This window comes from Oscillatoria sp. HE19RPO, assembly GCF_024220515.1.
Lineage (GTDB): Bacteria > Cyanobacteriota > Cyanobacteriia > Cyanobacteriales > Laspinemataceae > Laspinema.
The window spans coordinates 1-20,111 of sequence record NZ_JAMXOT010000283.1 but is presented as its reverse complement, the minus strand read 5'-3'; the positions used below and the strand labels follow the sequence as shown (position 1 = coordinate 20,111).

At 48.9% G+C, this 20,111-nt stretch carries 15 protein-coding genes; 10 read left to right on the top strand and 5 right to left on the bottom strand.

Features of this window, described 5'->3' with window-relative positions:
• Nucleotides 1-38: 38 nt before the first annotated feature.
• Nucleotides 39-1,139: an NAD-binding protein gene (locus NG833_RS23245; protein WP_254567651.1), complete on the bottom strand. Its 1,101-nt coding sequence runs from the start codon at nucleotides 1,137-1,139 to the stop codon at nucleotides 39-41.
• A gap of 124 nt (nucleotides 1,140-1,263) precedes the next feature.
• On the opposite strand from NG833_RS23245, the gene NG833_RS23240 reads away from it, so the two are divergent.
• Nucleotides 1,264-1,941 (top strand): TrkA family potassium uptake protein, encoded by a 678-nt coding sequence (locus tag NG833_RS23240; protein ID WP_254567650.1) that lies wholly within the window; start codon nucleotides 1,264-1,266, stop codon nucleotides 1,939-1,941.
• Here the strand turns inward: NG833_RS23240 and NG833_RS23235 are convergent.
• Nucleotides 1,938-3,494 carry a sodium:proton antiporter gene (locus NG833_RS23235; protein WP_254567649.1) on the bottom strand — a complete coding sequence of 519 codons (1,557 nt, stop codon included), beginning with the start codon at nucleotides 3,492-3,494 and terminating at the stop codon, nucleotides 1,938-1,940. The genes NG833_RS23240 and NG833_RS23235 overlap by 4 nt on opposite strands.
• A 700-nt stretch (nucleotides 3,495-4,194) precedes the next feature.
• Here NG833_RS23235 and NG833_RS23230 point away from each other — a divergent pair.
• Nucleotides 4,195-5,466 carry an aspartate aminotransferase family protein gene (locus NG833_RS23230; protein ID WP_254567648.1) on the top strand — a complete coding sequence of 424 codons (1,272 nt, stop codon included), beginning with the start codon at nucleotides 4,195-4,197 and terminating at the stop codon, nucleotides 5,464-5,466.
• Here NG833_RS23230 and NG833_RS23225 read toward each other — a convergent pair.
• Nucleotides 5,425-5,592: a hypothetical protein gene (locus tag NG833_RS23225; protein WP_254567647.1), complete on the bottom strand. Its 168-nt coding sequence runs from the start codon at nucleotides 5,590-5,592 to the stop codon at nucleotides 5,425-5,427. The two genes, NG833_RS23230 and NG833_RS23225, sit on opposite strands and share 42 nt — an antisense overlap.
• A 96-nt stretch (nucleotides 5,593-5,688) precedes the next feature.
• On the opposite strand from NG833_RS23225, the gene NG833_RS23220 reads away from it, so the two are divergent.
• The 3 genes from NG833_RS23220 to NG833_RS23210 are packed head-to-tail and all read left to right on the top strand — an operon-like array spanning nucleotide 5,689 to nucleotide 9,654.
• Nucleotides 5,689-7,698 (top strand): efflux RND transporter periplasmic adaptor subunit, encoded by a 2,010-nt coding sequence (locus NG833_RS23220; protein WP_254567646.1) that lies wholly within the window; start codon nucleotides 5,689-5,691, stop codon nucleotides 7,696-7,698.
• A 12-nt stretch (nucleotides 7,699-7,710) separates the two neighbouring features.
• The gene (gene devC, locus NG833_RS23215) at nucleotides 7,711-8,871 is read left to right on the top strand and encodes an ABC transporter permease DevC (protein ID WP_254567645.1); all 1,161 of its coding nucleotides are present in this window, start codon (nucleotides 7,711-7,713) and stop codon (nucleotides 8,869-8,871) included.
• 45 nt (nucleotides 8,872-8,916) lie between these two features.
• Nucleotides 8,917-9,654, top strand: a complete 738-nt coding sequence (locus NG833_RS23210) for a DevA family ABC transporter ATP-binding protein (RefSeq protein ID WP_254567644.1) — start codon at nucleotides 8,917-8,919, stop codon at nucleotides 9,652-9,654.
• Nucleotides 9,655-9,808: 154 nt separating this feature from the next.
• Here NG833_RS23210 and NG833_RS23205 read toward each other — a convergent pair whose 3' ends face one another.
• Nucleotides 9,809-10,681, bottom strand: coding sequence for a hypothetical protein (locus tag NG833_RS23205; protein ID WP_254567643.1), 873 nt, complete (start codon nucleotides 10,679-10,681; stop codon nucleotides 9,809-9,811).
• A 479-nt stretch (nucleotides 10,682-11,160) separates the two neighbouring features.
• On the opposite strand from NG833_RS23205, the gene NG833_RS23200 reads away from it, so the two are divergent.
• A complete protein-coding gene (locus tag NG833_RS23200) occupies nucleotides 11,161-11,394 on the top strand; it encodes a hypothetical protein (RefSeq protein ID WP_254567642.1) in 234 nt (77 codons plus the stop codon).
• A gap of 111 nt (nucleotides 11,395-11,505) precedes the next feature.
• Nucleotides 11,506-12,309 carry an HAD-IIB family hydrolase gene (locus tag NG833_RS23195; RefSeq protein ID WP_375293940.1) on the top strand — a complete coding sequence of 268 codons (804 nt, stop codon included), beginning with the start codon at nucleotides 11,506-11,508 and terminating at the stop codon, nucleotides 12,307-12,309.
• A gap of 53 nt (nucleotides 12,310-12,362) precedes the next feature.
• On the opposite strand, the gene NG833_RS23190 is transcribed toward NG833_RS23195, so the two are convergent.
• Nucleotides 12,363-13,280, bottom strand: coding sequence for an RDD family protein (locus NG833_RS23190; RefSeq protein ID WP_254567641.1), 918 nt, complete (start codon nucleotides 13,278-13,280; stop codon nucleotides 12,363-12,365).
• A 288-nt stretch (nucleotides 13,281-13,568) separates the two neighbouring features.
• Between NG833_RS23190 and NG833_RS23185 the strand changes: the two genes are divergently transcribed.
• From NG833_RS23185 to NG833_RS23175, 3 genes are all read left to right on the top strand, one after another.
• The gene (locus NG833_RS23185; protein ID WP_254567640.1) at nucleotides 13,569-15,380 is read left to right on the top strand and encodes a S8 family peptidase; all 1,812 of its coding nucleotides are present in this window, start codon (nucleotides 13,569-13,571) and stop codon (nucleotides 15,378-15,380) included.
• Nucleotides 15,377-15,610 (top strand): hypothetical protein, encoded by a 234-nt coding sequence (locus NG833_RS23180; RefSeq protein WP_254567639.1) that lies wholly within the window; start codon nucleotides 15,377-15,379, stop codon nucleotides 15,608-15,610. The genes NG833_RS23185 and NG833_RS23180 overlap by 4 nt, the downstream gene beginning before the upstream one ends.
• A gap of 1,658 nt (nucleotides 15,611-17,268) precedes the next feature.
• Complete coding sequence (locus NG833_RS23175) at nucleotides 17,269-19,836, top strand: CHAT domain-containing protein (RefSeq protein ID WP_254567638.1); 2,568 nt, start codon at nucleotides 17,269-17,271, stop codon at nucleotides 19,834-19,836.
• The last annotated feature ends 275 nt before the right edge of the window (nucleotides 19,837-20,111 follow it).

Sequence of the window (20,111 nt, the reverse complement as noted above, 5' to 3'; positions counted from 1 at the left end):
CTCCCCCATCCTCCCCATCTCCCCCATCTCCCCCATCCCTACTCCCACATCGGCGGTTGCTTCCGAATACGAGGTAATTTCAACTTGAGGGGACTGAGGATTTGGTTAAGGAGGCGGAGTTGTTCGCTGGTTCCCATGCAGATTAGGGTATCTCCCACCATCAGAACGGTATCGGCGGTGGGGCCACCGATGAGATGTCCATCAGCGCGGCGAATGGCGAGGACCAGTGCACCGGAGTGCGATCGCAGTTTGGCATCGTGCAAACTGTCTCCGACTAGGGGACAACTCTCGGCATCAATCAAAAACTCTTCTAAATAAAAGGTGCGATCGGCACCGGCAATAATTCCATCCACAAAATCCATCACCTGGGGTCGCAACGCTGCTGCTGCCATCCGTCTCCCCCCAGTAATATAGGGAGAAACCACCGCATCGGCACCACTGCGCTGTAATTTTTGCACCGCTTCCTCACTATTGGCGCGGGAAATAGCTCGAATTTGCGGGTTTAATGTTTTGGCAGAAATTAAGGTATAGAGATTTTCCGCATCCGATGGCATCGCCGTTACCAAACAGACTGCCCGTTCAATGCCTACCTCTAACAAGGTGGCATCCACCGTGGCATCCGCTTGAATGGCAATATACCCCAGTTGCTGCGCCTGTTGAATTACCTCACCATTCGCGTCAATCACCAAAAAGGGAATGTTTTCGGCATTGAACTCAGAGGCAATCTGCCGACCCGTGCGACCAAATCCACAAATAATGTAATGTTCAGTTAATGTTTCTATCAAGCGTCGCTGTCTTCTACTTTTGAGTTCATCTTGGAAATATCCTTCAATAATAGCTTCTGTAAAGCGGTTGACGATATAGCCGATGCTCACCAATCCCATTGCAATCAAGGAAATGGTAAATAAGCGCCCGCGATCGCCGAGGGGGTGAATTTCCATAAATCCCACGGTAGAGAGGGTAATCGCCGTCATATAGGCGCTATCGACCCATCGCCATCCCTCCACCAGTCGATACCAGAGGATCCCGATTAACAAGACGAACACGAGGGCGACTACACCCCCAATTAATTCTTGGCGAATTCGTCGATATTTTTGATTGATTTCGTTGCTGAACTGAATAAGTTGCTTTGACTTCACAGAACTAACCACATTTTTTATAACTAAAGTCGGATAAAGTTACGAGCGAGATTGAGCATTGACAACGGGGTGAAATCCGGCTCATGCTAAAGATGAATCACATTCAAACTAGGGGGATAGACTGATGTACATTATTATTGGGGGCGCAGGGTTACTGGGACTCAATTTAGCGGAAAGATTGACAGAACTCGGACATACGATCGCCCTGATAGATGTTGACCCAACAGCCTGTCATTATGCTCGCGAACAACTCGGCGTGATGGCGTTTGAAGGCAGTACGGTAAGTACAGAGTTGTTGTTAGAAGCGGGGATTCGCAAAGCGGATGCCGTGGCGGCGATGTTGCGAAATGATGCTTTGAATTTAGCAATGGTTGCTTTGGCTAAATATTATGGGGTTTCGGAAATTCTCGTCCGAATGCGCCATCGGGATTTTGAACAACCCTATCGGATTGCGGGGGCGACCCATATTATTAGTACGGTAGAATTGGCGGTGACGACGATGGCGAATGCGATCGAGTATCCGGAAGTGGAATCGATGATGCATTTTGAACAAGGGCAAATTGAAGTGCTCAAACTGTCGATTCCGGATAATTCTCAGGCGATCGGGCGCAGTTTGGCGGAGATTGCCCGAGACCCCCGCTTTCCTCAAGGGTCTCTGATTATTGGTTATCAACCTTATCCCCATAGTGATTTAGTCATTCCCAACGGGAGTACGGTAATTGAATTGCACTCGACTATTCTGATTGTGACCAAACAAAATTGTCTCCACCAAATGATTGATTTCATGAAAGGGTCGGTTTAATCATCTTCTAATTTTAATAATTGTTGATTCAAATCATTCACCTGCTTCTGAACAATTTCTTCGGATAAAATTTGCTTGCGGAGGGCGGCGTTTAAAGCGCTTTTCTCTGCCAGCAAGACTTGCCGCCAGACTGCATCCAATTTCCCGCGATCGCCCACCTCCGCATTCTCAGGGCGAATATTATAAATATCCCGCAATTGTTTCTCTGCCCAGGCAATTTTGACCTGATAGGAAGCCCGCATTTCCTCATAAATCGACTTAGGCAAAACCCCCGCTTTGAGAAGATTATTCAACTCTTCTTGAGCCGCTTTAGCCGCCATTAATTGCGCTTGTAATTCCTGAATCTTCTGGCGAAAAGCGGAAATCTCCTGAATATTCAACCGTTTGACCAACCAGGGTAAACTTAATCCCTGTCCTACCAAAGAGAGTAAAACCGTCCCAAACAACAGGGCAATTAATTGGGACCTGCCCTCTAATGTTGCGGGTAATGTTAAAGCCATCGCCATTGACAATGACCCTTTAATATTCCCCAAAAATAAAACGTGCTTCCACCGCAGCGGAATGGGACGGTCAACCCATTGCAGAAGGGCTAATAACGGATAAACCGACAGTAAACGCCCCAATTGGTAAGCGACAATGGCTAACAGAACGGCTGGCAAAGTATTCCAAAGGGTGAGGGGATTGATTTCTAAACCAATCAACAAAAAAATAAACGTATTCACCCCAAATCCCGCATATTCCCAAAAACTATAGAGGGCAATCCGATTCGAGGCTGAAGCGGTCTGTTTGATACCAATATTGCCCACTAACAAGCCTGCAACGACAACACCAACGACTCCAGATACGCCAAGTAACTGCCCAAGTTGAAACGTTCCTAACGCTACGGCAACGCTGAGTAAAATACTGGTCAGACCATCATCATAACGGGCCAACAATCCGCTACTTAAATAGCCCACCATTACCCCAATTACGGTCCCGCCCAAAATCACAATAAAAAGTTGTTGCAGTCCATTAACGAAGGAAAAACTCCCCATTATTTGAAGGTTTACCAACAGGGTGAAGATGACTAAGGCGACCCCATCATTAAACAGACTCTCGCCATTGACGATGGTCGATAACCGACTGGGAACAGAAACCTCTTTAAAGACTGCAATGACTGACACGGTATCGGTAACGGCTAAAATGACGCCGACTAATAAGGCAGGAATCCAGTCTAATCCTAAGCCGAATTTAACCACCAGTCCGGTGACTCCAAAAGAAACAATCAGGCCCGGACCAGCTAACAAGGCAATGGGAATTCTTGTACTGCGTAACCGACTAATATCGGTATTAATCGCGGCTTCAAAGACTAAAATGGGCAAGAACAGGTTTAAAATTAACGAAGAATCTAAGCCAATGTTCCCGGGTAAAAATTGGGTGATAGCTAAACCCGCTAAGACTAACCCGGTGACGTAGGGAATTTTAAATCTGCGGGAAAAAATTGCAACAAAAGTAGCGACTAATAATAGAATAATCAGAACGATCGCTAATTCCTCAACTCGTCCTGATGGCATGGATGTCCCCGATTCTAGTTGGGAAAGAAGATGTGGAAAAGGGGTTCTGCTAGTCATTAATCCCATCACGATTTGGAGGAAACTCATGGACAATGGGTCTAAGGTGGCGATCGCTACAAAAACCCGGATGGAAACCTAGAGTTAGGGACCCTGAATACTGTACCATATCCCTGAAAACTCCTCCGGTCGTCAGCAATGATCGCGGACCGGGGTCAATGGATCGATCGCCTCTCAAAAAAAGGAACCAGAGGTGGGTCCATCGTGATATTCGGGTCCGATCGCCCTCCCCATCTCAGGGCCAGAGAGTCAGGGAACCCTGACATTTCCCTGCCCTTCGTAATTTCCCTTGGCCCTAGGGACCCCCTGCAATCTCACGGATTGCACCGCCAATGCTTAACTTCTTAAAAAATATTGTAGAATCCGAACCCTACCTCGTTTGATTCTCTCAGCCTTTTCTTTTCTTGATTACCTATAATAGGACGGCATATTTTCCCATTGTAAAATTAACAAGAATTACCGGAAAAGTCAAGCCCATTTTGAGGAATCTTTATAAAAGCTGGCTCCCCAATCGAGTCAGAGAAAGGGTGGAAAAGTTTACTCTTCTTCACTGAAAAAAGACCAGGAGTTAGCTAGGATAAAATGTAATTCTAGGCGGGTCGCAGCCAACCCGCGTAACAACTCAGGAAAATAGGAGAAAGTAGTGAGTCCAGAAACCCTCATTTCCCAGCCCAACCTTGAAAAGAACCCGTCTGTTTTTGACCCTGCGGAGTTTGATGCAGCGGTGATGACCACCTACGGACGCTTTCCCCTGGCCCTAGAACGGGGTCAGGGATGCCGTGTTTGGGATACCGAAGGGCGAGCATACCTGGATTTTGTGGCCGGGATTGCCACCTGTACCTTGGGACACGCGCACCCAGCAATGGTCCAGGCGGTGACGGCACAAATCCAAAAACTGCACCATGTTTCCAACTTGTATTATATTCCCGAACAGGGCGCGTTAGCCCAATGGTTGGTGGAGCATTCCTGCGCCGATCGCGTGTTTTTCTGTAACTCCGGTGCAGAAGCGAATGAAGGTGCCATCAAACTCGCCCGCAAATACGCTCACACCGTATTAAACATCGATGACCCGGTGATTTTAACCGCCCATGCCAGTTTCCACGGACGCACCCTCGCCACAATTACCGCCACGGGTCAACCCAAATATCAGAAGAATTTCGACCCGTTAGTACCGGGCTTTGCTTATGTGCCGTTTAATGATATTGAGGCCATCAAAGCCGCAGTCGCCGAATTCGATGGGGGAGAAAAGCGCCGAGTTACGGCCATTCTCCTGGAAGCGCTACAGGGAGAAGGGGGAGTCCGTCCTGGGGATGTGAGTTATTTCCAAGCCGTCCGCCAAATTTGCGATGACTTAGGCATTTTACTGATTTTAGACGAAGTACAGGTGGGAATGGGCCGGACTGGGAAGCTGTGGGGATATGAAAACCTCGGCATCGAACCGGATATCTTTACTTCAGCGAAAGGATTAGGCGGTGGAATCCCAATTGGGGCAACATTATGTAAATCCAGTTGTAATGTGTTCCAACCCGGCGATCATGCCAGCACTTATGGCGGGAATCCCTTCGCCTGTGGGGTGGCCCTCACAGTCTGTCAAACTTTGGAACAGGAGAATTTGTTAGCCAATGCCGCACAACGGGGGGAACAATTACGCCAGGGATTAGAGGCGATCGCCACTGAATATCCCAATCTAATTGCTGAGGTGCGCGGTTGGGGACTAATTAATGGTTTGGAACTCTCTGCCGAAACCGAAATGACTTCGATTGAGATTGTCAAAGCAGCAATGGCAGCCGGATTATTACTGGTTCCCGCAGGACCGAAAGTGGTGCGGTTTGTTCCGCCTCTGATTGTTACCGAGTCAGAAGTGGATGAAGCATTAGCAACCATTGCCAAGGCGATCGCGCAATTGAGTGCTTAATTCTAACCCCGGAGGGGATTGAGCGCGATCGCACACCCGGTTTCCCGACTGAAACCGGGTGTTAAGGGTTGCTATGGCAACGGATGAGATTAAATCTCCAGAGGAAAACTGGAGATTTTGACCCATTGCGGGTCACCGCAGAGTCAAAATCCTATACAATCAATCGAGAAAGAGCGGTTTGCCTCTCAACCCTAAGCCCTAAATCGGTATTATTAAGTCATCATGGGTCATGAGTCTGTCCAAGACAAGGATAAAAAACCCGATCGCCAATTTACTGCGCCCTCTGTTCCGGTCGCCGATGCATCCTTGAAGACTCAGGCCAAGGCGGGGAGGACCCCCCTAGAACGAGTGGGCTTCCTTCCCCCCTGGGTGACCTTAGTTCTCGTGATAGCGGCGATCGCCATTGGGGGATATTCGATTTACACATTATTACAGACCCGACCCATAACTCCCGAAAGCGGAACTCCTACCCCCATTGACACCCCTCCCCCTCTGCAATATGTGAGTGCCTTGGGACGAGTAGAACCGGCTTCCCAAGTGATTGAAGTCTCTGCACCCAACGCCATGCAGGGAGACCGATTGGGACAATTATTAGTTGAGGAAGGCGATCGCGTGCGTGCAGATCAAACCATCGCCATTTTAGACAGTCGCGATCGCCTGAGCGCACAACTCGACCAAGCGAAACAACAGGTAAAAATCGCCCAAGCGAAATTAGCACAAGTCAAAGCCGGGGCCAAAAGTGGTGAGATTGCCGCCCAAGAAGCGGTGATCGCCCGCTTACAGGCTCAGATTCCCCGGGATCTGGCGGTTCAGGATGCCACCATCGCTCGTCTTCGTGCTCAGGTGGAAGGCGATCTCGCCGCACAAGAGGCGACCATTGACCGGGTTTCCGCCCAATTAGAGGGAAATGTTACCGCTAGGGAAGCCGGGATTTCTCGATTACAGGCGGAACTCCAGGGTCAGATTTTAACTCAAGAGGCGACGATCGCCCGCTTGCAAGCCGAACTCACAGGTCAAAGGGCGGCCCAACAAGCGACAATTTCTCGCTTAGAAGCGCAGATTCAAGGCGATCGCGCCGCACAACAAGCTACAATCGCCCGCTTGCAAGCGGAACGTGATGAGAGAATCGCCGCACAACAAGCGCTCATTTCCCAATTGCAGGCGAAACTCCAAAATGCGGGGATAGAGTTCCAACGCTACGAGCAACTTTACCAGGAAGGTGCGATTAGTGCCTCGGTTTATGATACTAAACGCCTGGATGTGGAAGTTGCGCTGCAAGAGGTGAAAGCGGCGAATGCCAGACTTGAAGAACTCGATCGCACCACTCGTCAGCAGCAGTTAGAAGCGACTGCCACCTTAGAAAAAATTAACGAAACCGGGGCGAAACTCCTGGAGGAAGCCCGGGCCACTCTCACTAAAATTGAGGGGACCGTGGGGAAACAAATAGAAGAGGCGGTGACCAATTTGCAACGAGTCCGGGCCACGGCAGCAGAACAATTGCAGGAAGAACAAGCGGTGTTAAATCAACTGGATCGCACGGGTCAAGCGGAACTGAGTGAGGCAGAAGTGAAACAGGAACAACTCCAAAACGTGGGTCGGGAACAACTCAATGAGGCGATCGTCACTCGCGATCGGATTCGGGCGACGGGGGAACAGCAACTCCAGGAAGCCCAATCGATTTTAGAGAGTATTTCCGAAGTGCGAACCGTGGATGTGCAACTGGCGGAGGCGGAGGTGGATAGTGCGATCGCCGCAGAAGTCGAAGCCCAGGCGCGTCTGGATGAAGCCTATGTGCGCTCACCGATTGACGGTCAAGTGCTGGCGATTCAAACGCGACCCGGGGAAAGTATTGCTCAAGATCAAGGCATTATGGCGATCGCGCAAACGGACCGAATGTTCGTGGTGGCTGAGGTGTATGAAACCGATATTCGCTATGTGCGCTTGGGTCAACGGGTGACCATTACCAGTCAGGCGGTGGATGGAGAATTATTCGGGACTGTGGATCACATCGGGTTACAAATTGGCAAAAAAGATGTTCTGGATACGGACCCGACGGCGGATACCGATGCCCGAGTGGTGGAAGTGAAAATTCGCCTCGACCCCGATGACAGTCAACGGGTTTCCGGGTTAACCAATTTACAAGTGGAGGTGATTATTGCCACCATGTCTTTACCCACGGTTCCCAGCAGTCCTTCCAGTCCCTTAGATTTACCTGTAACCACTCCCGAGTAAACTAGCACGATCATGATGTTTAGAAAAATTCCTTTAGCTTGGTTACAATTGTCTCGGGAAAAAAGTCGCCTATTGGTGGCGATCGCCGGGATTGCGTTTGCAGATATTTTGATGTTTATGCAGTTGGGTTTTCGCGATGCCCTGTTTGATAGTTCGACTCGGTTGCACCAGAGTTTGACGGGAGATATCGTGTTAATCAGTCCGCGATCGCAAGCGTTGATTTCCATGCAGTCTTTTTCCCGACGTCGCCTCTACCAAACCTTGGCAGTCCCGGAAGTGCAAGGAGTCAGTCCGTTGTATCTGGCGATCGGGACTTGGAAAAATCCGGTGAATAAAAGCGATCGCTCGATTTTAGTGTTAGGGATTGACCCGACGAAATCACCGTTTAAAATGCCAGAAGTTACTGCAAAATTAGATGAAATTAAGCGCTTAGATATTGGACTATTTGACCGAGATGCTCGTCCAGAATTCGGACCGATTCCGCAACTGTTGCAAGAAGGTCAGCGGGTGAAAACTGAAGTAGGCGGGCGGAGAATTGAAGTCCGGGGATTGTTTAGTTTGGGTGCTTCTTTTGGGGCCGATGGTAGTTTGATTACCAGTGAATTAACGTTTTTAAGATTGTTTAAACGGCGGAGTATTCATGAGGTGGATGTAGGGTTAATTCATTTGAAACCCGGGGCGAATGTGGAAGCAGTCATCGCTCAAATTCAGTCTCGCTTACCCCAGGATGTGCTGGTCCTGAGTCATCAAGGGTTTATTGAGCGTGAACAGAATTATTGGAGGACTCGGACGGCGATCGGGTTCGTGTTTACCCTGGGGACGATTATGGGGTTTATGGTGGGGATTGCGATCGTTTATCAGATTTTATATACCGATGTTGCCAGTCATTTGGCGGAATATGCCACCCTCAAGGCGATGGGATATGCGGATTTGTACTTTGTGGGAGTTGTATTACAAGAAGCGGTGATTTTAGCCATTTTGGGGTATATTCCGGCCTTTGCGATCGCCAAATTTTTATTATATACTTTAACGCGCAATGCTACCAGTTTACCCATTGCCATGACCCCAGAACGCGCAGTTTTGGTTTTGGTTCTCACCTTGATTATGTGCGCCATTTCCGGGGCAGTCGCCTTGCGGAAATTGCGCGATGCCGACCCGGCAGATATTTTTTAGTCCGCGTTTCCCCTAAATTTGGAACAGCTAATAATTCAACTGATTATGAATGTTAATCCCGCCTCCAGTTTCAACGCTCAAACGGTTTCTTCCCGGCCCACTGCGGTGGTAGAAATTGAAAACGTCAATCATTATTTTGGAAAAGGGTCTCTGCGAAAACAGATTTTATTTGAGATTAAATTAACGATTTATTCGGGAGAAATTGTCTTAATGACTGGACCATCGGGTTCGGGAAAAACCACTTTGTTAACCTTAATGGGAGGGTTGCGATCGACCCAAGAAGGGAGTCTGAAAGTGTGCAATCAACAACTCTGTGGGGCGAATCAGAACAAATTGGTGCAAGTTCGCCGGAATATTGGGTATATTTTTCAAGCCCATAACTTGTTAAACTGTTTAACCGCAAGACAAAATGTTCAAATGTCCCTGGATTTGCATTCTCAACCCGGGGAGGAGAGCAAAATGAAAGCCCAAGCGACGGCGATGTTAGAGTCGGTGGGATTAAGGGAATGGGTGGATTATTATCCCGAAAACCTTTCCGGGGGACAAAAACAACGGGTAGCGATCGCCCGTGCATTAGCGAGTCATCCTCAATTGGTTTTAGCCGATGAACCCACCGCTGCATTGGATAGTAAATCCGGTCGAGATGTGGTAGAACTGATGCAACGTTTGGCAAAAGAACAAGGTTGTACTATCTTGTTGGTGACTCATGACCCCCGAATTTTAGACATTGCCGATCGCATCGTTCAGATGGAAGATGGACGACTCAACGAAGGGAAGGGATAGGGTCATCACCGGAAAATAATCGACCTTTGTGAACTTGCCCAACCGGGCGATCGCACGGGGGGATTTTTGATAGCTTTGAACACAGACCCTCTGATGCATCCCCCACTCAGAATCTTGCATAACAGGATATACCTCCGCCTTGCATCCTTCACCTTTAACGACGCGGTTTTTTGCCCGCATTTCCGGGTGTTTTCGTCTTGGTTCCGGTTTTCCCCCGGCGCGTGGTTGCGCCCGTCATCGAGGTTGCCCCTGTCATCGCGCCTGTATTCGATGTATCTGAGGCGGAGACCCGTCGTGCGGTTGTCGTCCGGAACGTGACGTTCACCCCTTCATTCGATTGTTCCAGGACTAACAAGGGGGTTGGTTTGGCTTTTTGATCCCAGTGGATGTAAGCCACCCTACCTTGAATCGTCGGTTGCCAGGTGTCGTGATCATCCCTAGCACTGAGATAGGTTTCCAGACAGTCAATAATTTGGCTAATCGTTTTTGAAGTGGCTTGGGTCGGTAATTTTGTTAACTTAATTTGAATGCGAAACAAGACTCTTTTCTTCGATTTGGCTACCTCACCCAAATGATATTCCACATCAAATATTTCATCCACTTGTCGCCCAGACCCTCGGTTTTCTGCATTCGGACGCAGCGCAACCGAGATTTTTTCTTTCACCTTGACTTTAATTTGATTCACCACAGCAAAGTGGAAATTTTCTTCCTCCATCCTCATTCGCAGATAGTCTAAGTTAAACTCCCGCGAGTGAATCAGGTCTGGATTTTTTTCCATTTTTGTGATGGTTTCGAGGGAGAGCTTCAGCTTCTTTTGTAGCTCTTTATTTTTAAATTCATCAAATTTAATTTTTTTCTTGAGCTGGTCCATTTGCATCTTTTGAAACAGAAAAGATGCTATCATTAACAGCAAAAGGCCCCCCGATATTGACATCCACAGTTGATCCGATGAAAGGGGAAATTTGGAGTCATTCGCTTCAGGCGCTTGAGCTAAGGTAGGCTGGACAAGGATAATAGGACTTGACATAGACTTTCCCTGGTACAACGGCACTTTTTGATAGAGTTCCCCCAAAGGCATCTTTGATATTCATCCCGCAAGTTTTTCACTCCTTCTCATGGATCGGAGGCCACGGATGAGAGTTGTCAAGTCGGGTAGAATCTTGGGTCTGTCTCTTGAGAGTTCAAACAGAAGGTTAGGAGATGTTCGTCCGTTTTGCGGCCAACTGCTGGATACTCAAAATCAACCGAACCGATCGCAATACTCTTACTTTATCTTAACGATTCGCTGACAAGCTGGATCTAAAGGGGTAATTTTTCCCAAGCATCGGACTCCAGAATTGGCAAAAAAAGCAAATCCAGCGTCAAGACTGTCTACACCCCGGATGACACCCCACCTTAACTCCAGGACGATCCCAAAACTTCTGTATGATGCCCCAGACCGACGAAACAGGGCTATACCTGATTCTGATGGCGAACTCTACTGTAGTTTAGGGCAATTGCTCCGCGATGAAAAGCGCAGGTCCAAAACCGGGGATTCTGCGCGATCGCCGCCAACTCTGTCGGTCCGGCAGTTGGTCCCTATTAAAGTGGCGAATTGAACTCGCTTTGACCACTCCGGTCTTGTTCGAGGCAGCTTTCCCCATTGCATTGAAGCGTTTAAACCCGTTTAAAGGCCATGATTGCCCGGAATTAACTCCAGTAAATTCTAGGGAATTCCCATTTGAATCAACCGAAATCTGACGGGGATTTTAACCCTTTTTGCAGTTGCGCTACTCAATGCAAACGAATTCATCTCCAAGGGTTGACTCCTTTTCTTTCCCTTGGTCTCATGTTAAAGGAAAACCCACAGTCATGAAAGAGTACAGTCAGAAATTTATGAAATCTTTACCGTTATCTCAACTTCAGACCCATCCTAGCCTGCCACGGGTGGCAGTGGTGGCAACGGATCTGGATGGGACGCTGACGCAACAGGGGAAATTTACCCCGGGTTTGTTACAAGCATTGGAGGCATTAGCGGCAGCATCTGTAGCGGTGGTGATTGTCACCGGACGATCTGCCGGATGGGTGAGTGGGTTAGTCAGTTATCTGCCGGTGGTGGGGGCGATCGCCGAAAATGGCGGGATCTTCTACCCCAGCAACGGGACTCCCGTCCTGTTAACTCCAATTGCTGATTTAAAAACCCATCGGCAGCAACTGGCGGCAGGATTTGCTCATCTGTTGACGGAATTTCCCCACCTGCGAGAGACTGAGGATAATCCCTTTCGAGTCACAGATTGGACCTTTGATGTGGCGGGACTAACCTCGGACAATTTGCAGGGATTGAGGGACCTCTGTGCCCAACTGGGTTGGGGATTTACCTTTAGTACCGTTCATTGTCATATCAAACCCCACAAGCAGGATAAGGCGGTGGCCCTGATGCAGGTTTTGGGCGACTGCTTCCCCGACTACAGCGGCGATCGCGTCATGACGGTGGGGGATAGTCCCAACGATGAGAGTTTATTCGACAACACCCTCTTTCCCTTGTCCGTAGGGGTTGCCAATCTGGCTGAATATTTGCCCGTCCTCACCCATCACCCGGCGTACCTGACAGATTTACCCGAATCTGAGGGGTTTTGCGAGTTAGTTCGCGCTATTCTGGCGTCCCAATTGCCTTAAAACAGACCGTCCCTTCTGGATGGAGAGGCGACTACCCTGTGGCGGGTTGCCCCTTACTGGGCAGTCGGGGTAAAATTCCCGGACACAAATTTCCATTGATTTTGTTCTTTCGCCAAATTAACCTCAATCTCAAACAGACTGTCCAAATTGCCCTTAACCACTGCCGCTACCTGCTGACCCTCTTGTTCTGTAAATGTCCATTGATTAAACTCAATCTCTCTGCGTCTTTCTAATGCAGTCGGCAGAATTGGATTTTCTTGGATTCTTTGTTGATATTCTTCCAAAGTCATCTGAGACCGAAGCTGACTGGAAGCATTCTCATAAGCGGCCTGGACATTTTGATTAATGGCAATGCCTTTTTCTAGGCGCATAAAATGGGCATGGGCCGCCTGATTCGCGGACCGAATTTCGGGCAAATAGGTTTTCATGACTGAAAATCCTATCCCCAATCCCGCTAAACTCACCAACAGCAAAATAATCCCAATTATTTTTTTAAACGTAAAAATATATCGGTCTTCCACAATAATGCCCGGAACACCAGCATCCCGATTAATCACCAGGGTTTTTGCATAGCGATCGCCCAAAGTTTGGGTTTTCGGAGACATTAACAACGGGGCGAGGAGCAAGAGCATATCCACAGGTTTAAAAAGATTCCGGATCAGCGCTTGCAATAAAGTAGGTCGGCGTCCCCGTAAGGTAACGACTTCTTCTTGAAAAATTAACTTACCCAGAGTCCAACCCAAGGTTGCTTCTAACAGGGTAAAATAAATAATAAAAACTAAAAATACAATAAGAAATTTGGAAACATCCAAAGCAACAAATGTGATACTATTTTCACCGAAATTTGGTAAAAAATCAAGCTCTAATCCCACAGAAAACCACACCAATGCAATCAAAATAAAATCAATTGTCGCTGCAATTATCCTTCGGAAAAAGCCAGGAAATAAACTTTGGGCCGGGTAACTTGCCATGAGCATGATATAGAAAGAAGAGTTACGGAACAGTTTACATAATGCCATAGATGGGGAACCCTGCCAGGGGAGGGTCTAAGGGAAAAATTCCCGGCAATTTAGGGAGTTCGACATCAAATCTTTAATGGGGACGAAACCCCAGGGTTAGGGGGTTCCAGAGGGTGGGCGATCGCCCCTTAACCTTTGCCCCTGGACCTCAGACTCGATTAAAATCCTGAAACATTTCCCCAAAATCGGATAATGATGAGTTATCGTGGTGAGATAACTGGCGCTACGCTGGAAAGTTCTATGAAAAAACTTCTGCTCCTCTCCTTATTTATAGTGGGTTTGAGCTTTGCCCTGTTTAACTTCAAGGGTTTAGCCAATCAAGGCACTTTCGAGTCCATTGTCCTCGACTTTCGGGATGATTTGCCCCTAGTCGAACTCAACCAACAAATCAACGCAGTCGCCTCCGAGTATGGCGTGGTCCCCCATCTCAACTCTGAGTTTTCCGTGGACGATCGCTTCTATCTCGTCAACGGCGATCGCGAACTGCTCAAGACCCTCAAAAAATCTGAGGTTTCTCAATACACAGAATACATTGAACCCGCATACGAATATCAAACCCTCGATATTCCCAACGACCCATTCTACGCCCAACAGTGGAATCTCCGCAGCATCAACGTAGAAAAAGCCTGGAGTGACACCAAAGGCAGTGGCATCACCGTCGCGGTGATCGATACCGGAGTCAGTCGCGTTCCGGACTTAAAAAATACCAAATTTGTCAAAGGATACGATTTCGTTAACAATCGCGAACTCGCCGATGATGATAACGGACATGGCACCCACGTTGCGGGAACCATCGCCCAAACCACCAATAATGGCTATGGCGTCGCGGGAATCGCCTATGAAGCCAGCATCATGCCCCTGAAAGTCTTAAGCGCCAGTGGGGGCGGCAACGTGGCCGATATCGCCGAAGCAATCAAATTTGCCGCCGATAACGGGGCCGATGTGATTAACATGAGCTTGGGGGGTGGCGGTGAAAGTAACGCCATGAAAGAGGCGATCGCCTACGCCCATAACAAAGGGGTCGTGATTATTGCTGCCGCTGGAAACGAAGAACGCAACAGTGCCTCCTATCCCGCCCGCTATACCAACGTCATTGGAGTAGCGGCGATCGATTCCACCGGACAAAAAGCCCCCTACTCTAACTTTGGGGCCGGTGTGGATATTTCTGCCCCCGGTGGCGATACCAGCAAAGGAGACGAAGGCGGTATCCTCCAAGAAACCATCTCCTTTGACCCCGATACCAATCTTCCCGGTTCTGCTTTTCAAGCTTATCAAGGCACCAGCATGGCGGCCCCTCATGTGGCCGGTGTCGCAGCTTTGATTAAAGCCTCTGGGGTCACGGACCCGGAAAAAATTACCGCAATCCTCAAAGAATCAGCGCGGGATGTGAAAGAAGACCCCCTCAACCACTTTGGGGCGGGACATCTGGATGCCGCTAGTGCGGTAACCCTAGCTAAAACAGGTCAATTTGACTTTGGTCACTTCTTTAGTGACTTCTTCCGCTGGTTGCGCGATAACGGCTATCTCAACCCCCGTTTCTGGATTGATGGCGGCGTCTACGCCTTGTTACCAAAAGTCTTAATGGTCGTCGGGTCCTATCTGATTGCCTGGTTACTGAAGATGTATTTCCCCTTCAGTTGGACGATGAGTATGGCGAGTGGATTGGTTGCTGGAAGTTCTGGATTATTCGTCCTGCGTGGATTTTATATCTATGACTTACCCCAGTGGCCCTTCCGTGTCCTGGGCAGTTCTATTCCAGAATTGGGAACCGCTATTTCTGGAAGTAGCGCCTTTAATCCGATTTTTGCCAGTGTCGCGATTCCGGTGGTTCTGATTCTGTTGCTGTTGGGACATCCCCAATGGAAATGGTTCGCGATCGGTTCTACCATTGGCATTGCCACCTGTCTAGGCATTAGTGCGGTTTTAGCACCGGCCCCGACCTTATTATGGATTGGCAGTGGCATCGGTGCCCGGGCCTTTTTACTGGTGAATGCCTTCTTGTGCTTGGCACTTGCCCGTCTCGCCATGAAGGATGAGGGACAAATTGCATGAGTATTAATGTAAAAGGGACAATCGAACGCAAAAAGATCGGACCCGGTGCTTGGGCATTGGTTGCCGATAGCGGTGAAACCTACGAGATTTATCAAGGGGCACCGGCGGATTTGTTAAAAGCGGGTCAAAAGGTCAAAGTCAAAGGTCAAGTCCGCGATGATGTGATGACTATGGCTATGATTGGCCCAGTTTTAGAGGTGAAATCTTTTGAGGCGATCGCCTCGGATTAGATTCCCTAAATAACTCATCTAAAAAAGGCGCACCATTAATGTAATGGTGCGCCTTTTTCATCGATTGGGTACCACGCACAAGAAACCGGGTTTCTGACCTAAATTTAGGATAATAGCGAGAAATTTTGTAAAGAAACCCGGTTTCTAACCCTTGGGGTACAGCGTCAAAGGCACAAAAAAACCTTCTAACCCTTGGGGTACAGCGTCAAAGGCACAAGAAACCGGGTTTCTGCCCCAAATTTATGATAATAGCGAGAAATTTTGTAAAGAAACCCGGTTTCTAACCCTTGGGGTACAGCGTCAAAGGCACAAGAAACCGGGTTTCTGCCCCAAATTTATGATAATAGCGAGAAATTTTGTAAAGAAACCCGGTTTCTAACCCTTGGGGTACACCGTCAAAGGCACAAGAAACCGGGTTTCTGACCCAGATTTATGATAATCGCGAGAAATTTTGTAAAGAAACCCGGTTTCTAACCCTTGGGGTACACCGTCAAAGGCACAAGAAACCGGGTTTCTGACCCAGATTTATGATAATCGCCAAAAATTTGGTGAAGAAACCCGGTTTCTAACCCTTGGGTTACCCTCGCACTGAAGTTGGTCAAAATTTTTGAGAAAAAAAAACCGGCTCAAAAGAGCCGGGAAACGTCAATCAGGGTGCATCTACCATTCCTTTCTTCTTGAGATCCCCCTGCAATCCGGACAAATTATTGCTAGACTAGAGATTAAGCAGGCACAAAGCGAACCTGTGCCATCAGGCTGTCACTACATTTGCAAGGGAGAGGAAACGTTAATTAGGGTGTGTTCCTCTCGGGCTAATCGGGTTCTGATGTGTCTGCCCCGTCAATCAAGGGAAGGGATTCTGCTTTCAGGAGCGATTCAGGGGTGCATCTGAAGGATCCCAACTCATGCGATCGCTCCTCAACAACCCACTAAAAAAATCCCTAGCTCCTAACAACTAGGGATCGACTTTTGAGTGCATCTATTATCTGATCCTTCTTAGATTTTTCAGCTTAACCGGATCAAGGTACAGGAGATCTGTAACCCGTTTAATATTGATTGGGGTTGAAGGCTTGAGGTGAACAGTCCGCAATTGCAGCGGGCTGATTCTCCCTTCTTTTTAACCCGATCGCCCGGTGGAATGTCTCAATTGTCAGCAGATTAACGGCCAAAAGCTTAAAAAATTCCCGGCGTTTTGGTGCCGGGATATATCCATCAGGGTGCATCTACCACTCTATTGTTCTCGATAGAGCTCATGCATTCCGGACAGTTGTCAGCATTTCCTCAGAAAATTTTTGCAGTCATTGTTTAGGGGGTTAACAGCCAATTTTGATTAGGGAATGAAAAAGTTTCTTTCATCGGGTAACTTTTCCCCCTCGTTTGCGTCTATCCGGAAAGACTCTATCCAAAATAAAGTTCCTCTAACTTGGGGAAATTTTTGAGGGCACATCTATAAACTCACCCTTTAAATAGGGGATAAACTCATCCGAAGAAACCCGGAAAATGAGCGACTATCTGCCCATTTGTAGTGGGTTTTTCCAGTCAACTATCCCATTTATTCCCTTAAAACAAGAGTTAAAAATAAAGGGGCCAGCCTGCACTGAACCGCAGGTCAGCCCAAGAGATAGCATATAAACAGTGAGCAGGAGTGCAGTGAAACTGTGAGCCAGAAATTTGAAGAATTACATATTTCTGTAACCCCAGTTGGGGACGATAAGTATCTGGTACGGACCGAACAAGCACCCAAAGGCGTGCTACCAGCGGAGGAACAAGTGGTCTGGCCGGTAGAGGGATGGTTGCGCCAAGCGACTAAGCTAATGGAAGATCCATTATCGATGTTGATGCGCTTAAATGATCGACCCGATTCTTCCTCGAACTCCCCAACGGCCAATTCAGAACGGACTACTTTAGGAAACTTAGTTGAACTCGGTCAGGAACTGTATCAGGCGTTGTTTCAAGGCAGCTTACTCGATCGCATGACTTCGGCCCAGGCGATCGCCCATAACCAAGGGAATGTGCTGCGATTACGCCTAGGACTCAAAGGCCCTCACCTGCCTCGTTTACCTTGGGAGGTGATTCACGAAGAAACCCGGGCGATCGCCACGGGGAAAGACCTGGTATTTTCTCGCTATCAACCCACCCTCGCCCCTGTCGCCCTCCCCGGAAATACGGGCGATCGGGTTAAAATTTTAATGGTCTTGGCCGCACCCACCGACCGGGAAAATCTCGCCCTGAAACGGGAAGCAATTCACCTCCAGGAAGACCTCAAAGCGCGTTGGCGCAGTGGCACTCCCGTCACTGGCAAACCCCCACAAATCCAACTGGATATCCTGGAACAACCCAACCGCGAAGAACTCACCCGCGCCTTAGAACAAAATCACTACCAAGTCTTACATTACTCCGGTCATAGCGATGTCGGTGCCGGTGGCGGTGAACTGTATCTGGTCAACCGGAAAACTGGCCTCAGCGAAGTTCTCACGGGCAATGACCTCGCCGGATTGTTAGTCAATGCGGGGATTCGCATGGCCGTTTTTAACTCCTGTCGCGGGGCTTATACCGCCAGTTCTGACCCCACCGATGCCACCGGCAGACGGTCTCTAGCCGAGGCCCTGGTCAAGCGGGGAGTCCCCGGGGTTCTGGCAATGGCGGAACGGATCACCGATGATGTCGCCTTGACCCTGACCCGGTTATTTTATTACAACATCAAACAAGGGTATCCCGTAGACCTGAGTCTGAATCGCGCCAGACAAGGGTTGATGTCTGCTTATGGGTCTCACGAACTCTACTGGGCGCTGCCTGTGCTGTATCTCCATCCGGAATTTGATGGATATCTCACCTCGGCACAAGAGGCCACCGGGAATCCTCGCACGACCGGAGGCGATCGCCCGCTTCCCCGTCAAACCTCCCCGATTCCCCAGGAAATCGCTGCTGCCAGTTCCCTCTCACCCTTCTCTCCCCCTGGCACTTCTCACTCCCACGACGCTCTCGATTTCACCACCATCCCCCCCTCCCGCACGGGAACAATGACGGTGCAAAGTGCGTTTGCCGAGGATGACCCGGAATTGTTCGATGAGGGAGACCTGGAAGGGGTTTATGAAGATATCATGTATGACGAACTCGACGAGGATGAGGCCGTCTCCGTGGTGTCAGAGTTGTTCCGAGAAATGGTGGGTGAGACTGACCCCGAAACCGATGCGCTGCATCGTCAGAACAGCCAAGTCCAAAAGGCGTTTGATATCCTCGAAGAAACCCTCACCGAGGAGTTACCCCCAACGGCTAAGACTCCCCCTTACTCTGCCCAAAATTGGCCGTTACCGGCAACGGATGCGCCTCTGACTCAGCCGCGTCAGAATGCCTTGAACACCGTCAAATCTTTTGGGTATAAATGGCGGGTGGCGATCGGCGCAGCGGTGGCGATCGCCATTGCTGGGGCCGGATTCTGGACCGGGCAAACTCGCTTTTCTGCTACCACCCCAGGACAAAATGCCATATTCCCTCCCACCGCTTCGATCGCCCTGGAGTCTACTTTATCTGCGGGAGATCACGCCAATTTTAGTCAATTACAAACCCCTGAAGTCGGCAAATTAGCCTTTGCTTACTTTAACGAAGGGGATGCGATCGCCGGTCAAAAAGCCCTCGAAGAACTCCTCCAACCCCAACGCAGCGCCCTCAATTATGCCGAAGCGGTACTCAGTGGCGTTCCCGAACCTCATAAATTTGACTCCAGTATCACCTTCCTCTGGGGTCGCCTCGCGTGGCAAGCGGTCCTCTCCGGCAATCCTAAATATAGTCTGGATGATGTCCGCCGCTATTGGACTCGCGCCGTCCAACAAGAACCCAATAATCCCACCTATTACAATGCTCTAGGATTTGCCTACTACGCCGATGGCAATTTCAAAAAAGCCGAAGATGCTTGGATGGAATCCTTAAAAATACTCGAAAAAATGCCCTTAATCGGGGCAAAAAATTCCACCACCCCCGAATCTGCTCCCCTAGAAAGTTATGATGCTCTAACAGCTTATGCCGGATTTTCCCTAATCCTAAGTCGTTCTGCATCAAACTTACCCCCAGGCGATCAGGCGGAAGTCCTGAATAAAGCCATTAAACTCCGCAAAATCGTCCTCAACGCCGATCCCCTGAGTTTCCAACCCGACGCCCTAGCAACGGACTGGATGTGGCCTGAATCCGCCCTAGAAGATTGGCGATCGCTCCTCATGACCCGAGAGTAATTCTAATGGTCATAAAAGAAAGCGAGCAAGATGCTCGCACTCCCAGGGGTTCATAATTTTCTAAAGTTGTCCTCTTAGTTCAACGTCCCGACTTCAGTCGTTCTCTTAGTTCGTAGTAACGACTTCAGTCGTTCTCTTAGGGAACTCCAAAAAATAAAACCTTCAAAAAACCCGCAGGCTCAAGCCTGGGGCTACACGGACAAAGCGGTGCCTGCGCGGGCTAAAAGAGCCTTGTTAGGTGCGATCGCATCAAAGCAAGGATGATTTATTTGTTG

What these genes read in the sequence shown, in the direction of transcription:
- NG833_RS23185 (WP_254567640.1), top strand. Translation starts at nt 13,569, where the DNA reads ATGAAAAAACTTCTGCTCCTCTCCTTATTTATAGTGGGTTTGAGCTTT.
- NG833_RS23210 (WP_254567644.1), top strand. Translation starts at nt 8,917, where the DNA reads ATGAATGTTAATCCCGCCTCCAGTTTCAACGCTCAAACGGTTTCTTCC.
- NG833_RS23205 (WP_254567643.1), bottom strand. Translation starts at nt 10,681, where the DNA reads ATGTCAAGTCCTATTATCCTTGTCCAGCCTACCTTAGCTCAAGCGCCT.
- NG833_RS23190 (WP_254567641.1), bottom strand. Translation starts at nt 13,280, where the DNA reads ATGGCAAGTTACCCGGCCCAAAGTTTATTTCCTGGCTTTTTCCGAAGG.
- NG833_RS23235 (WP_254567649.1), bottom strand. Translation starts at nt 3,494, where the DNA reads ATGCCATCAGGACGAGTTGAGGAATTAGCGATCGTTCTGATTATTCTA.
- devC (WP_254567645.1), top strand. Translation starts at nt 7,711, where the DNA reads ATGATGTTTAGAAAAATTCCTTTAGCTTGGTTACAATTGTCTCGGGAA.
- NG833_RS23180 (WP_254567639.1), top strand. Translation starts at nt 15,377, where the DNA reads ATGAGTATTAATGTAAAAGGGACAATCGAACGCAAAAAGATCGGACCC.
- NG833_RS23225 (WP_254567647.1), bottom strand. Translation starts at nt 5,592, where the DNA reads ATGGGTCAAAATCTCCAGTTTTCCTCTGGAGATTTAATCTCATCCGTT.
- NG833_RS23195 (WP_375293940.1), top strand. Translation starts at nt 11,506, where the DNA reads ATGAAAGAGTACAGTCAGAAATTTATGAAATCTTTACCGTTATCTCAA.
- NG833_RS23240 (WP_254567650.1), top strand. Translation starts at nt 1,264, where the DNA reads ATGTACATTATTATTGGGGGCGCAGGGTTACTGGGACTCAATTTAGCG.
- NG833_RS23220 (WP_254567646.1), top strand. Translation starts at nt 5,689, where the DNA reads ATGGGTCATGAGTCTGTCCAAGACAAGGATAAAAAACCCGATCGCCAA.
- NG833_RS23200 (WP_254567642.1), top strand. Translation starts at nt 11,161, where the DNA reads ATGAAAAGCGCAGGTCCAAAACCGGGGATTCTGCGCGATCGCCGCCAA.